This is a genomic window from Kocuria sp. KH4 (assembly GCF_053711175.1).
This window is the reverse complement of record NZ_JBSJYX010000023.1, coordinates 61232-74047: the sequence shown is the minus strand read 5'-3', so window position 1 is coordinate 74047 and position 12816 is coordinate 61232. Positions and strand designations below refer to the sequence as shown.

General features: G+C 77.2%; 13 protein-coding genes and 1 pseudogene. 4 read left to right on the top strand and 10 right to left on the bottom strand.

The window, feature by feature from the left end; all coding sequences use genetic code 11:
* Positions 1-32 precede the first annotated feature (32 nt).
* Positions 33-296 carry a MoaD/ThiS family protein gene (locus ACWCOM_RS15115; RefSeq protein WP_454549575.1) on the top strand — a complete coding sequence of 88 codons (264 nt, stop codon included), beginning with the start codon at positions 33-35 and terminating at the stop codon, positions 294-296.
* Between the two features lie 25 nt (positions 297-321).
* Here ACWCOM_RS15115 and ACWCOM_RS15110 read toward each other — a convergent pair whose 3' ends face one another.
* On the bottom strand, positions 322-1215 hold the full coding sequence (locus ACWCOM_RS15110; protein WP_454549574.1) for a lysylphosphatidylglycerol synthase transmembrane domain-containing protein: 894 nt from the start codon (positions 1213-1215) through the stop codon (positions 322-324).
* Between the two features lie 90 nt (positions 1216-1305).
* On the opposite strand from ACWCOM_RS15110, the gene ACWCOM_RS15105 reads away from it, so the two are divergent.
* Positions 1306-2073 (top strand): CDP-alcohol phosphatidyltransferase family protein, encoded by a 768-nt coding sequence (locus tag ACWCOM_RS15105; protein WP_454549573.1) that lies wholly within the window; start codon positions 1306-1308, stop codon positions 2071-2073.
* Here the strand turns inward: ACWCOM_RS15105 and ACWCOM_RS15100 are convergent.
* From ACWCOM_RS15100 to ACWCOM_RS15080, 5 genes are all read right to left on the bottom strand, one after another.
* A complete protein-coding gene (locus ACWCOM_RS15100) occupies positions 2066-2932 on the bottom strand; it encodes a class I SAM-dependent methyltransferase (protein ID WP_454549572.1) in 867 nt (288 codons plus the stop codon). The two genes, ACWCOM_RS15105 and ACWCOM_RS15100, sit on opposite strands and share 8 nt — an antisense overlap.
* On the bottom strand, positions 2929-4221 hold the full coding sequence (locus ACWCOM_RS15095) for a glycosyltransferase family 4 protein (RefSeq protein ID WP_454549571.1): 1293 nt from the start codon (positions 4219-4221) through the stop codon (positions 2929-2931). The genes ACWCOM_RS15100 and ACWCOM_RS15095 overlap by 4 nt, the downstream gene beginning before the upstream one ends.
* Positions 4218-4634, bottom strand: a complete 417-nt coding sequence (locus ACWCOM_RS15090; RefSeq protein ID WP_454549570.1) for a 6-pyruvoyl trahydropterin synthase family protein — start codon at positions 4632-4634, stop codon at positions 4218-4220. Before ACWCOM_RS15090 ends, ACWCOM_RS15095 begins: the two co-directional genes overlap by 4 nt.
* Before the next feature lie 28 nt (positions 4635-4662).
* A complete protein-coding gene (locus tag ACWCOM_RS15085) occupies positions 4663-5655 on the bottom strand; it encodes a zinc-dependent alcohol dehydrogenase (protein ID WP_454549569.1) in 993 nt (330 codons plus the stop codon).
* A gap of 105 nt (positions 5656-5760) precedes the next feature.
* Positions 5761-6198, bottom strand: coding sequence for a MarR family winged helix-turn-helix transcriptional regulator (locus tag ACWCOM_RS15080; protein ID WP_454549568.1), 438 nt, complete (start codon positions 6196-6198; stop codon positions 5761-5763).
* A 75-nt stretch (positions 6199-6273) separates the two neighbouring features.
* Here ACWCOM_RS15080 and ACWCOM_RS15075 point away from each other — a divergent pair, with 75 nt between their 5' ends.
* On the top strand, positions 6274-6921 hold the full coding sequence (locus ACWCOM_RS15075; protein WP_454549567.1) for a maleylpyruvate isomerase family mycothiol-dependent enzyme: 648 nt from the start codon (positions 6274-6276) through the stop codon (positions 6919-6921).
* Positions 6922-6990: 69 nt separating this feature from the next.
* A complete protein-coding gene (locus ACWCOM_RS15070) occupies positions 6991-7524 on the top strand; it encodes an alpha/beta fold hydrolase (RefSeq protein WP_454549566.1) in 534 nt (177 codons plus the stop codon).
* A gap of 59 nt (positions 7525-7583) precedes the next feature.
* Here ACWCOM_RS15070 and fmdA read toward each other — a convergent pair.
* The 4 genes and pseudogenes from fmdA to ACWCOM_RS15050 form a co-directional block, all read right to left on the bottom strand.
* Positions 7584-8837: pseudogene (fmdA, locus tag ACWCOM_RS15065) on the bottom strand (formamidase).
* A gap of 41 nt (positions 8838-8878) precedes the next feature.
* Positions 8879-9163, bottom strand: coding sequence for an FmdB family zinc ribbon protein (locus ACWCOM_RS15060; RefSeq protein ID WP_454549565.1), 285 nt, complete (start codon positions 9161-9163; stop codon positions 8879-8881).
* Between the two features lie 114 nt (positions 9164-9277).
* Positions 9278-10705 (bottom strand): FAD-binding oxidoreductase, encoded by a 1428-nt coding sequence (locus ACWCOM_RS15055; RefSeq protein WP_454549564.1) that lies wholly within the window; start codon positions 10703-10705, stop codon positions 9278-9280.
* Positions 10706-10838: 133 nt separating this feature from the next.
* Entirely contained in the window at positions 10839-12653 is a 1815-nt protein-coding gene (locus tag ACWCOM_RS15050) for a M23 family metallopeptidase (protein ID WP_454549563.1), read from the bottom strand.
* Positions 12654-12816: the final 163 nt, after the last annotated feature.

The window sequence follows — 12816 nt, the reverse complement described above, 5'->3', positions numbered from 1 at the left end:
CGCTGAGCGCGATCGGCGGCTGAGAGGACACCGTGCTGATCCGTTACTGCGCCGCCGCCCGCGCCGCGGCCGGCACCGACAGCGACACCCTCCCGCTGCACCGGCCCACCACCCGCCGGCAGGTGGAGGCGATCCTGGCCCGCACCCACCCCCACCCCCCACCCGGGCAACCACCCCTGGCCCAGGTCCTGGCCCGCTCCAGCTACCTCCTCGACGGCACCGCCTGCCCCGACCCGCACACCGTGCTCACCGACACCGCCGTCCTCGACGTCCTCCCACCCTTCTCCGACGGTTGAGCGCCCCGGGCGCCGCCGGATCGGCTCACCCGGCGCGCGGCGACCCCACGCGCCGGGGCAGGAGCCAGCCGGCCAGGACCACGGCTCCCGGCAGGGCGGAGACCAGGGTGAGCAGGCCGTAGCCGAGGGAGATCGTGAAGCCCGTCGCGGCGGGCAGCCCGTGGGCCGTCGCGGCCAGGGTGGTGGCCCCCTCGCGCGGGCCCCAGCCGCCCACGCCCACGGGCACCGACATGCCGGCCAGGCCGAGCACCGTGGTGCCCCACAGCTCCGGCAGGGACGCCTGCGGGGCGGTGCGCAGGGCCGCCAGCAGGAACAGCGCCTGGTAGCAGGCCCAGACCAGCACCGACAGGGACCACACGGCGGCCCGGTCCCGGGGCGGGGAGCCGCTCGTGGCGCGCCAGGCGACCGCCCCCACGGCGAGGGCCCCGGCGCCGAGGGCCGCGGCCGCCCAGGGCCCGACCGCCAGGGCCGGGACGACGCCGGCCGCGAGGAGCACGGAGGTCCCGGCCAGCCGCTCGCCCACCACGGAGCTCCCGGCCCCGGGCCAGGAGTCGCCGCGCCGGCGCCGGCGCAGCACCCGTACCGCGTCCCCGGTCACGCCGCCGGGCAGGAGCAGGTTGACGAGCCCGGCCGCCCAGCACTCGCCCAGGGCCTCGCGGAAACCGATCCGCGTCCCGCCGCTGCGGGCCACGAGCCGCCACCGCTGGGCCTGGGCCGCGGTGGCCACGAGCCCGGCGAGCAGCGCCAGGACCACGGTGAGCGGGCTGAGCACGCCCACGGCGCTGCGGGCGGACTCCGCGCCGAGGGCCCGGAAGAGCACCGCCAGCAGGATGAGCCCGGCCACGGTCTGCGCGGCCGCCGGCAGGATCCGGCGGAGGGCTCCTCGACCGCGGGGCGGCGGTGCGGTCTCGGCGGACATGGGCGCAGTCTAGCCACGGCCGGCCGCGGCCCGGATTGACGGGGCGGGCGCGCCCGCCCAGGATGAAGGTCCCGACCCGGAAGGCGACCGATGCCGCTGGCCCGCTCCACCACGTCCGGCCCCTCGGCGCGCCGGGACGGTCTCCTGGCCTTCGCGGGGCTCGGGGCCGGGCTCGCCGTGCTCGGCACGGCCACGCAGGCGCCGGCCGCCGTGCTGGCGGTCGCGACCGCGGCGGGCGTCGCGGTGCTGGGCGCGGTGGTGCGCAGCACGGTGCGCCGCACGGCCGAGCCCTACGGGCCCGCCGACCGCGTCACGGTGGCGCGCTCGGTGCTGGTCGCCCTGTGCGCGGCCATGCTGCCCGTGGGCCTGGCGCCCGTGCTCGTGGACGGGGTGCAGGGGCCCGCCGAGGACTGGTGCTGGGCGGTGGTCGCCGTCGCCCTGCCCGCCTGGCTGCTCGACGGGATCGACGGCCGGGTGGCCCGCCGCACCGGCACCGCCACCCGTGCCGGGGCGCGGTTCGACCAGGAGGTCGACGCCGTGCTGCTGCTCGTCCTGGCCCTGGCCGTGGCCGCCCGGCTCGGCCTGCCCGGGGCGTGGTGGGTGCTGCTGATCGGCGCGCTGCGCTACCTGTTCCTGCTGGGCCTGCGGGCCCGGCCGCCCTGGCGCCGGCCGCTGCCCTTCTCGTCCTACCGCCGGGTGGTCGCGGGGATCCAGGGCGGGGTGCTCCTCGGCGCCCTGCTCCCGGTGGTTCCCCTGCCGCTCGCCGCCGCGGCCACGGCGGCGGCCCTGGCCCTGCTCCTGGTGTCCTTCGGGCGGGACGTGCTGTGGCTGGAGCGGACCGCCCGCGGCCTCAGCTGACGGGCGGGAGGGCGAGCACGTCCGCGTGCCCGACCGTGGCCCGCAGCCGTCCCCGGGCACAGTCCACCAGGCGGGTCCGCAGCCAGGCGTGCGCCTCGGCCGTGAGGTCGGGCCGGTGCTCCACGGCGGCGTCCGCACGGTCGGTGAGGAACCGCTCCAGGAGGGGACGGGCCCACGGCTGGTCGGAGATCCACCAGGGGGTGGGGACCACGTCCACGACCATGCCCTGCCCGCGCAGGGCCTCCGCGGCCAGCCGCACGGCGTCCGTGCCGGCGAGCTCGCCGCGGTGCTGGTGGTCCTCGAAGGCCCCCAGCACCGAGGGGTCCAGGTGGTGGGGCGGGTCGATCAGGACCTCGCCGTCGACGGTCAGGGCGAACAGCGCCGGGACGGCCGCCGCGGCCAGCACCCGGGCCAGGTCCCGCACCTGCTCCCGGGTCAGCAGGTCGAGCAGGGCGGAGCACGTCACGAGCCGCCGGGCCCCCGGATGCTCCGCGAGCACCCGGCCGAGCTCCTCGACCCCGGCGAGGACGGGCACGACGTCGGCCCCCTCCTCCCGGGCGGCGGCCACGGCCTGCTCGAGCAGCTCCCGGTCGTGGTCGAGCAGGACCCAGCGCTGGGGGCCGGGGAGGCGGCGGGCCAGCCAGGCCCGGTTCGCGCCCGTCCCGGCGCCGAGGTCCACGACCACGAGCGGCTCGGCGCCCGCGGCGCCGGGCTCACCGGCCGGCGGCTGCTCCGCCCAGTGGCGGACGAGACGGGCGACCAGCGGCAGGGAGTCCTCGCGGGCCGCGGCGTCGGCGGGCCCGCGCAGGGCCAGCCAGTCGCCGGCGACGGGCCGGCGGGGTGCGGAGTGCTTCGTCATGACGGTCTCCTGGTGCGTGCGGTGTCGTGGTCGGTGGCGATGGACGCGGCGTGGTCGGTGGCGGTGGACGCGGCGTGGCCGGTTGATGTGGCCTGCCCGGTGTCGTGGCGGAGCGCGGTGTCGCGGCGGCGGTCCTGCGCGCCTTGGTCCGGCCGGTCCCGGGGCTCCCCGATCGCCGCCAGGACGTCGCGGGCGGTGTCCTCCCAGCCGCGCAGACGGGCGCGGCGGGCCAGCGCCGCGGCGCGCCACTGTGCGCGCAGGGCCGGGTCGGTCAGCCAGGCGCGGAGGACCCCGGTCCAGGCGGACGGGTCGTCGGGGGCGAGGGCGGCGCCGGCCCGGCCGGGAGGCCGGTCCGGAGAGCCGGGAGCACCACGGGAGCCGGGGCCGACCGGGGAGCCGGCACCGTGCGCGCCCCCCGGTCCCGGTGCGCCGTCGAGCGCCTCGACGGCGCCGGTGCCGGCCCCCACCACCGCGGGCACGCCGTGGCCGAGCGCCTCGGTGACGACCATGCCGTAGGTCTCGGCGCCCGAGGGCAGCAGCAGCAGGTCCGCGCCGGCCCACAGCCGCTCCAGCGCGGCACCGCGCAGGGGGCCGCGGAAGCGCACGCGGGCGGGGTCGGGAAGGCCGCGCACGGCGGCCCGGAGCCGCTGCCCGTAGGCGGGACCGCCCGCGGGGCCGACGAGCTCGAGGGTCCAGGCGGGTCCGGTGAGCGGGGCGAGGGCCTGCAGCAGGAGCAGCTGGTTCTTGCGCGGGGTCAGGGACCCGACGCAGACCAGGCGCGGCACGGCCGACCCGGCCGACACCGGGCCCCGGGGCGCCCCCGGTTCGGCCACCGCCACGCCCGTGGTGCCGTAGCGGCGGAACAGGTCGCGGGCCGCCCAGGTGCTCGTGGTGAGCACCCCGGTGGCGGCCGCGAGCGCGGCGGCCTCGGCCCGGGCGAGCCGCGCGGCCAGCGCCGGGTCCAGGCCGGTCTCGGCCGGCAGCGGCAGGTGCACCAGCAGGTGCACGGGCACGCCGCGGCGCACGGCGGCGTCGACGTCCTCCGGTGCCGCGCAGCCCACGAGGCCGTCGAGCACGACCGTCCTCCCGGGGACGGGCCCGCCCAGCGCGGTGCGCAGCCGGTCCCGGGCGCCGGCGGCGGGCCAGTCCCCGGCCACCGGCACGAGCCGGGCCGGGCGGCCGAGCGCACCCAGCGCCGCCACGAGCCGGCGGTCGTAGAGCGAGCCGCCGGTGGGCCGGCCGCCGTCGTCGGGCACCACCACGTCGACCACCGCGGGGCTCGTGCTCACCGGGGGGCGGGCCCGCCGCGCTCGCTCAGCACGGGCAGCTCGAGGGTGTAGGAGGCCCACGCGTCGGGGTTCTCCCGCAGGGTCACGGTCAGCCGTTCGAGCCCCGTGATCCCGGCCGCCCCGGCGGCGAGCCGCTCGGCGACGTGCTGGGCGACGACCTCCGTGGTGGACAGGCGGCCCGCGAAGTCCGGGTGCTCGTCGAGGTTGCGGTAGCGCAGCCCGTCGAGCACACCCGAGAGCAGCCCGGAGGCCACGCCGATGTCCATGACCACGCCGTGCTCGTCGAGCACGGGCCGGGACCAGGTGGTCTCCACGGCGAAGGTGGCTCCGTGCAGGGCCTGAGCCGGTCCGAAGAAGGGGTCCGGGAGGCTGTGGGCGATCATGATGTGGTCTCGGACGGTCAGGGTGAACACGGTGCTCCTCGGGTCGGGCGGTCGGTCGTCAGTCGTAGCGCACCACGTGGCACAGCGCCTCCGGGGCGTTCCCGGCGAGTCGCGCCATCGTCGCGGGCAGCTCCTCGAAGGGCGAGCTCCCGGTGAGCAGGGCGTCGAAGCGGGCGTCGAGCAGGGCCTCCAGCGCGGCGGCGCGCCGGTCGGCGGGGGTGCGGCGGGCTCGGCGGGACGGGGCGACGACCCCCACCTGGCTGGCGCGGATCTGCAGCCGGCGGGCGTGGAAGTCCGCGCCGAGGGGCACCGCGGGGTCCTCGTCGCCGTACCAGGACATCTCGATCAGCTCGCCCTCGTCGCCGAGCAGCTCGAGCCCCCGGGCCAGCCCCGCGGCGGTGGAGGAGGCGTGCACGACGACGTCGCACTCCCCCGCCGCGTCCCCCGGGCGCACGTGCTCCACGCCGAGCGCGCGGGCGAGCCCGGCCCGGGACGGCTGCGGGTCCACGAGCTGGAGCCGGGCGAGGGGGAACCGGGCCAGCAGCGCCGCCGCGCAGGCCCCGATCATCCCGGCGCCGACCACGGCCACGCGGTCCCCGAAGCGCGGCGCCGCCTCCCACAGCGCGTTGACGGCGGTCTCCACCGGTCCGGCGAGCACCGCCCGGTCGGAGGGCACGCCGTCGGGCACCGGGGTCACGTCCGCGGCGGGGACCACGTAGCGGTCCTGGTGGGGGTGCAGCGCGAACACGCGCCGGCCCACGAGCTGCTCCGGGCCCCGCTCCACAACGCCGACCGACAGGTACCCGTACTTCACCGGCCCCGGGAACGCCCCCTCCTGGAAGGGGGCCCGCATGCGCTCGTGCACGCGCGCCGGGACGAGGCCGCGGTGGACGAGCCGCTCCGTGCCGCGGCTGATCCCGGAGCGCAGCGTCCGCACCAGGACGTCGTCGGGGCCCGGGGCGGGCAGCGGCGCGGTGCGCAGCTCGCCCCGGCCGGGCTCCACGGTCCAGTAGGCGCGGCTGCTCCTGGGCTGCTGGGCGGCGTCGGTCATGGTCCCATTGTGGCGTGCCGGAGCCTCCGCGCCACGGGCGACCACGCGGGCCCGCGGTCGCCCCGTGCCCGCACGGTGGCGGAGGGCGCCGGGGCGGCGCCGGGGTCAGCGGGTGACGGGGTCCTCGTGCAGCTCGGCGAGCGCCCGGCGCAGCTCGGCGTAGCGGCGCGCGCCCAGTCGCCGGCACCACTGCGCCTCCACCTCGGCGACCACGGCCGCCGCGACGGCCTGGGCCGCCCGGCCACGGGCGGCGATCGTCACGACCCGGGCCCGGGCGTCGGCCGGATCGGGGCGGCGCTCCACGTAGCCCTCCTGCTCGAGGGCCTGGACGAGCACGCTGGCGGTCTGCTTGGTCACGCGGGCCTGCTCGGCCAGCCGGGCCGGCCGGGAGCCCTGGGGGTCGATGCGCTGGAAGATCCGGGCCTGGGCGTAGGAGAGGTCCTCGAACCCGCCGGCGTGCAGGGCTTCCATCACCCGGATCTCCATGTCCCGGTACGGGTAGTACAGCAGCAGCCCCGTGTTCGTGCCCGTCTCCTCGTGCATCCCCCACCCCTTGACAGCACGGCGTCCACCGCCGGAAAATTTAGTCAGGAAAGCTGACCTTTGGGGGAGATTACCATGGACCGCGACGCCATCTGGGACGCCGTCCACCGCGAGCGCTCCGCGCTGGCGGACCTGCTCGAGACGCTGAGCCCGCCGGAGTGGGACCACCCCACCCTGTGCCCGGGCTGGGCCGTGCGGGACGTCGCCGCCCACGTCATCTCCTCGGCGCAGTACGGTCCCGCCGACCTCGTCCGGGCGCTGTGGCGCGGGCGCGGCGACTTCGACCGGGCGATGTACCTCGACGCCCGGGACCGCGCCCGGCGGTCCGCGGCGGAGATCGTGGCCGACTACCGGCGATTGGACGGGTCGAGGCGGCACCCACCGGGCACGAGCACCCGGGAACCGCTGCTGGACGTGCTGGTCCACACCCAGGACATCGCCCTGCCCCTGGGACGCCGCCGCGCCATGCCGCCCGAGGCCGCCCGGGTGGCCGCGGAGCGGGTGTGGTCGATGCCGTTCCCGTTCCGGGCCCGCCGGCGGCTGCGCGGGCTGGCGCTCGTGGCCACCGACGTCGCCTGGCGGGCGGGCGAGGGCCCGGAGGTCCGGGGGACCATGGAGGCGCTCCTGCTGCTGCTGACCGGCCGCACCGCCGCCCTCGACCGGCTGGAGGGCCCTGGCCTGCCGCTCCTCGCCGCGGCCCCGGGAGCGGCACGGGACTCTTGACACCCCGCCGCGGCGGCGGGGACGCTGGAACAGGCGGCGTCCGCCGTCGCCCCCGTCCCCGAGGTGACCATGGTCCAGCGCATCCTCTTCCTGCACGGTGCCGGCCCCCAGCCCGCCCCCGGCGGCAACCCGCTCCTCGAGGCGGTGCGCCAGCAGTGGCCCGAGGCCGACGTCGTCGCCCCCGACCTGCCCCGCCCCGACGACCCCGACCCCGAGCTGTGGCAGGAGGCGATCGGGCGGGCCGTGCGCGCGATCCCGGACGAGCCGTGGGTGATCGTGGGCCACTCCCTCGGCGGGACGGAGGCCCTGCGCTTCCTGTGCCACCGCATCCCCACGCTGCTGCAGCGGGTCGTGACCGTGGCCGCCCCGTTCTGGGACGCGGAGGACCCCGACTGGAACGCCCCCGGCTTCCCGCTGCCGCCCACGGTCGGCCGCCGGCTCGCGGACCTGGAGATCGTCGTGGTCCACGCCGAGGACGACGACGTGGTCCCGCCCGCCCACGCGCGCCGCCTCGCCGAGCGCCTGCCCTCGGCGAGGCTCGTCCTGCTGCCCGCCGGCGGGCACCTGCCCACGTCCTGGACGGAGCAGGACCTCCTGCCCTGATCCCGCCCCGGCCCGCGGCGGACGCGATGAGTAGCCGGAGGGGCTCGCGCCCGCCCGGGTCAGGCCGCCGCGTGGGGCGCGCCCATGCCGCGGTCCACCTGGTGGGGCCCGGCCGCGGAGGGCCGGACGTCGAAGTCGAAGATCGCGGTGGGGATGTAGACGGTCGCGCACGAGTTGGGGATGTCCACCACCCCGGAGAAGCGGCCCTCGATCGGCGCGGCGCCGAGCAGCAGGTACGCCTGCTCCGGGGAGTACCCGAACTTCGTGAGGTAGTCGATCGCGTGCAGGCAGGCCCGCTGGTAGGACAGCTGCGCGTCGAGGTAGCGCTGCTCGCCGTCCAGGGTGACCGAGGTGCCGGAGAAGGAGATCCACTCGCTGTACTGCGGGTCCGTGTTGCCCGGCAGGAAGATCGCGTTCTCCGAGACCCCGTAGGTCTCCATGCCGCCCGGGATGATATCCACGTGGAAGTCGATGAACCCGCCCATCTCGATGGCGCCGCAGAAGGTGATCTCGCCGTCGCCCTGGGAGAAGTGCAGGTCCCCCACCGAGAAGTTCGCGCCGTCCACGAACACGGGGTAGAACACGCGGGTGCCCCTGGTGAGGTTCTTGATGTCCTGGTTGCCGCCGTTCTCCCGCGGCGGGGCGGTGCGGGCGGCCTCCCCCGCCACCCGGTCCACGTCCGAGTCCGGGACCCCGCCCAGCAGCGCGTCCCGCGGCTCGGGGGGCAGCGCGAGGGGCGGGACGCGGTCCGGGTCGGTCGCGATGAGCGCGCCCTCGCGCTCGTTCCACCGCGCCAGGAGCTGCGCGGAGGGCGCGGTCCCCATCAGGCCCGGGTGGACGATGCCCGTGAAGGACACCTCCGGGACGTGCCGGGAGGTGGCCGTCTGGCCGCGGAAGTCCCAGACCGCCTTGTAGGCGTCCGGGAACCGGTCGGTGAGGAAGCCGCCCCCGTTGCTGCGGGCGAAGATCCCGGTGTAGCCCCAGCCCTGTCCGGCCAGCGGCCCGGAGTCCTCCTGCGGGATCGGCCCGACGTCGAGGATGTCGACCACGAGCAGGTCGCCCGGCCGGGCCCCCTCCACCGCGAACGGGCCGGAGAGCTTGTGCACGGTCCGCAGCGGAGCGTCGAGGACGTCCTGCGCGGAGTCGTCGTTGACGATCGCGCCGTCGAACCACTCCCGGCAGTGCACCCGGAAGGTGTCCCCGGGCCGCACGGTCGCCACCGGGGGGATCTCGGGGTGTCAGCGGTTGTGCCCGACGAGCTGCTGGTCCTCGAAGGGCCGCGAGGAGTCGAGGGGGAAGATGAGCTCCGGCATGACGTGCCTCCTGGTGAGCGTGGCGGACGGTGCGGTGCCCCTCAGGGGCGGGGAAGTCTGCGGTGGAGGGGGTTCGTGCTGTGCCGGGCGGGCCGCCGGGGCCCGGGCGGCGGGGCGGCGACGACGCCCGGCTCGCTCGCGGTGGCCTCGGTGCGCTCGATCAGCCGCGCCTCGGCGGACCCGGCCCGGGAGAGCCCGGGCGCGCCCAGCAGCCGGCGCGCCGGGGTCCCGCACCCGGGACAGGAGGCCTCCCGCCCGGCCGTGCCCATGCCCAGCAGCAGCTCGAACACCCCGCACGCGGGGCAGCGGTACTCGTAGAGCGGCATGCGCTTCACCTCTCGGCGCCGGGACCGGATGCCCCGACCGTAGTGCCCGGCCGGATCCCGGGGAAGGGCGCGGACCGAGTTGCCGCGCAAGATGACGCGGCCGGGCCCGCCGGCTCAGCGGCGGCTCGGCGCCACGTCGAGGTCCGGCCGGAAGAGGTGGCCCGGGTCGTAGCGGTCCTTGAGGCGGACCAGCCGCTGGAGCTTCTCCTGGCCGTACACCTGGCGCACGGCCCGGGCCGGGTCCCCGGCCGACGCGGAGCCGGGGCCGAGGAGGTCGAGGTACTGGCCGTGCTCGGCGAACGGCTGCAGCTGCTCGTGGACCGCCCGGGTGAACGCGGTGAGACGCGCGTCCTCCCCGGGGTGCTGCCGCACGGCGCGGGCCGTCAGCCGGTACGGGGCGGAGCGGTTGGGGAAGGCCGTGGCCTCCTCGGCGACCCGCCCGAACGCACCCCCCAGGCGCTGGAGGTCGAGGCCGGCGCCCCGGTCGGTGATCCCGGACGCCAGGCGCACGAGGACGTCCACGACCTCGTCGTCCAGCCGGCCGAGGGGCAGGTTCTGCCAGCGCCCGCGCGAGCCCCGGGGGAAGACGTCGTCCCGGGCGCCCTGCCAGGCGAGCCACGGCACCGCCGCCACGTCCTCCGCATCCGGCGGGGCGTCCGTCCGCAGCTCGTCGACCAGGGCCCGGCCGGCGACGTGGTCCTCCGCGACCCAGCAGAACTGCACCGTCATGGACGTCTCCTCACCCGCCGCGCCCCCCGGAGGCCCGATCCCGAAGGTGACGATGGGGTTCAGCTCGTCGGGCAGGTCGTGCGCCCACCGGGCGAAGGCCCGCAGGGCGTGCGCCCAGCGTGGCCGGCGGTAGCGGAGGCCGCCCGCGAGCACGAGGGCCGGCATCCTGCGGGCGCCGAAGGTCAGGGAGGTCACCACCCCGAAGTTGCCCCCTCCCCCGCGCAGCCCCCAGAACAGCTCGGGGTTCTCCTCCTCGCTGGCGTGCAGGTGGTCCCCCGCGGCGGTCACGACGTCCGCGGAGTCGAGGCTGTCCAGGGTCAGCCCGCTGCTGCGGGTCAGCCAGCCCATGCCCCCGCCGAGCGCGAGGCCCGCGACCCCCGCCGTGCTGACCGTCCCCAGCGGGACCGCGAGCCCGTGGGCCGTGGTCGCCCGGTCCAGGCCGCCGACGGTGGTGCCCGGCTCCACGCTGACGAGCTGGTTCGCCGGGTCGACCACGACCTGCCGCAGCCGCCCGAGGTCCAGCAGCAGGCAGTCCTCGAGGTCGCCGGGCCCGGTGACCCCGTGCCCCCCGCCGCGCACCGCCAACGGCAGGCGCACGCGCTGCGCGGCGGCCACGGCGAGATCGACGTCCCGCACCGAGCCGGCCCGCACGACCGCGCGGGGGCGGAGGTCCAGCAGGCCGTTCCAGGACCGCCGGGCACGGTGGTATTCGGGGTCGCCAGGTGCGACCATGCGCCCCGTCAGTCGTTCCGCCAGCTCCTGGAGCGTCCGGGCGGTCGTGTCCTCCGGGACCCTCCGGTGCGTGGTGGCCATGCCCATCACCCCCGCACGGAAATCCGAACACCGGCGGCAGAATTCTAGTGCGCCCCCGTGCCGTGCGGACCGGGGGCCGCGTCACTCCTGGATAACTCCGGGCAGCCCCCCGGACACGGGCGGCGGCCCGGGGTCAGGGGGCCGGGACTCCGGCGCCGGGGTCGGCGACCGGGACCGCCGGGTCGACGACGGCCGTCTCGGTCGGGTCCGCTTCCTCGACGGGTACGACGCCGTCGCCGGCCCCGGGCGCGGCCGCGCGGGGGGCAGGTCGCCTGCGGTCGTCGTCCTCGTCGTTGGGCAACCCGTCCCCGTCCATGTCCGGATCGGCCTGGTTGCGCAGGCCGTCGCCGTCCAGGTCGGGGTCGACGTCGTTGAGGAACTCGTCGCCGTCGATGTTGTCGTCGACGTCGTTGGACTTCTTGTCGCCGTCGATGTCGTCCTCATGGACGTCGAGAGTCCCGTCCTTGTCGGTGTCCCGCACCGTGTCCGCCACGAGAGGCGCCACACCCGGTTCCCGGGCCGGCGCCCGCGCCGGCCCATCGCCGGCGTCCGCCTTCTCTTCGGCGGCCTCCTCTTCAGCGGCCTTCTTCGCCGCCTCCCGCGCTGCCGCGGCCTGCTCTGCCGCCAGCTTCTCCGCAGCCGCCTGCTCGGCGGCCGCACGCTCGGCAGCAGCGGCTCGCTCGGCCGCCGCTCGCTCGGCCGCCGCACGCTCGGCAGCAGCAGCTCGCTCGGCCGCCGCACGCTCAGCAGCTGCAGCCTGTTCCGCCGCCAGGCTCGCCGCGTCCCTGCGCGGTTCAGTTCGTTGATCGTCGGTTCGGTCCTCCGCCTTGTTGCCCGCCGCCTCCTGCTGCGCGGGAACTCCGTCGGCGGCTGTTCTCTCCTCAGCGGCCTTCCGGTCAGTGGCGGCCTTCTGCTCGGCCGCCTTCTGCTCCGCGGCCTTCCGGTCGGCGGCGGCCTTCTGTTCCGCGGCCTTCTGCTTTGCGGCCTTCCGGTCGGCGGCGGCCTTCTGCTCGGCCGCCTTATGCTCGGCGTCCGTCCTCCGCTCCGCAGCGGCCCGCTCGTCGGCGGCGGCCTCCGGGACGGGGACCTCCAGGGAGTACTTGCTGCGGGAGGCGGGGATCACGCGCATGCCGTCGACCCAGTCGAAGGACTGCGGGTCCACGGCCTGCCCGTCCACCCAGGTCTCGAAGTGCAGGTGCGGGCCGGTGACGCGCACGCCCGTGGCCCCCACCGCGCCCAGCTGCTCGGAGGCCGCCAGCCGGTCCCCGACCCGCACCCGGACGTCCTCGAGGTGGTTGTAGGTGGTCCGCAGCCCGTCCGCGTGGGTGACCTCCACGCGGTTGCCGCCCCACACGTCCCAGAACACGGCCGTCACCTCGCCCTCCAGGGCCGCCACGACCGGCAGGCCCGCCGGGGCGGAGACGTCGGTGCCGTTGTGGAACTCCCGCCCGCCGCGGTCGGGGGCGATCCGCCAGCCGAACTGCCCGCCGGACAGCACGGCGCCCGGGGAGGTGGGGGCGATGAGCGTGTTGACGGGCAGCTCCCCCTGGTAGAGCCGCGGCGGCTGCCGTCCCGGGCGCACGGTGGAGGCTCCGGGCCGGCCGCCCTCGCCGCGCCCGGCCCCTTCCCGCCACGAGCCCTCACCGGCACCGCCGTCCCGGACCGGGGAGACCGAGCGGTCCTCCCGCAGCGGCCCGGCCGGACCCGGCCGCTCCGGTCCGGCGGCCATCAGGCTCCACCGGCTCTCCGTGCGCTCCACCTGCTCCGCCGGGTCCGAGGGCGTGCCGAAGGCCGAGCCGCGCCCGGTCCCGGCGTCGGGGGCGATGCCGGAGCTGACCGCCACGCTGACGGCGACCAGCGCCGAGAACGCGGTGAGGGCGGTGACCGGTGAGGAGGCGCGCCGGCGCAGGCCGGCGGTGGGCGGACGGCGAGAGGAGTCGCGGGGCATGGTGGTGTTTCCCCCAGGGAGTCGCCGACGGCGACGGCAGGAACGGAGTGGCGAGACGAGGTGCTGGGACCCAGCGTGCTCAGCTTAAGCGAACGGAGAGTGACCACCGAGGAAAGCCCCGTCCCCACATCGGCGCCTTGTCACACGGCGTCTTGATGCAAAG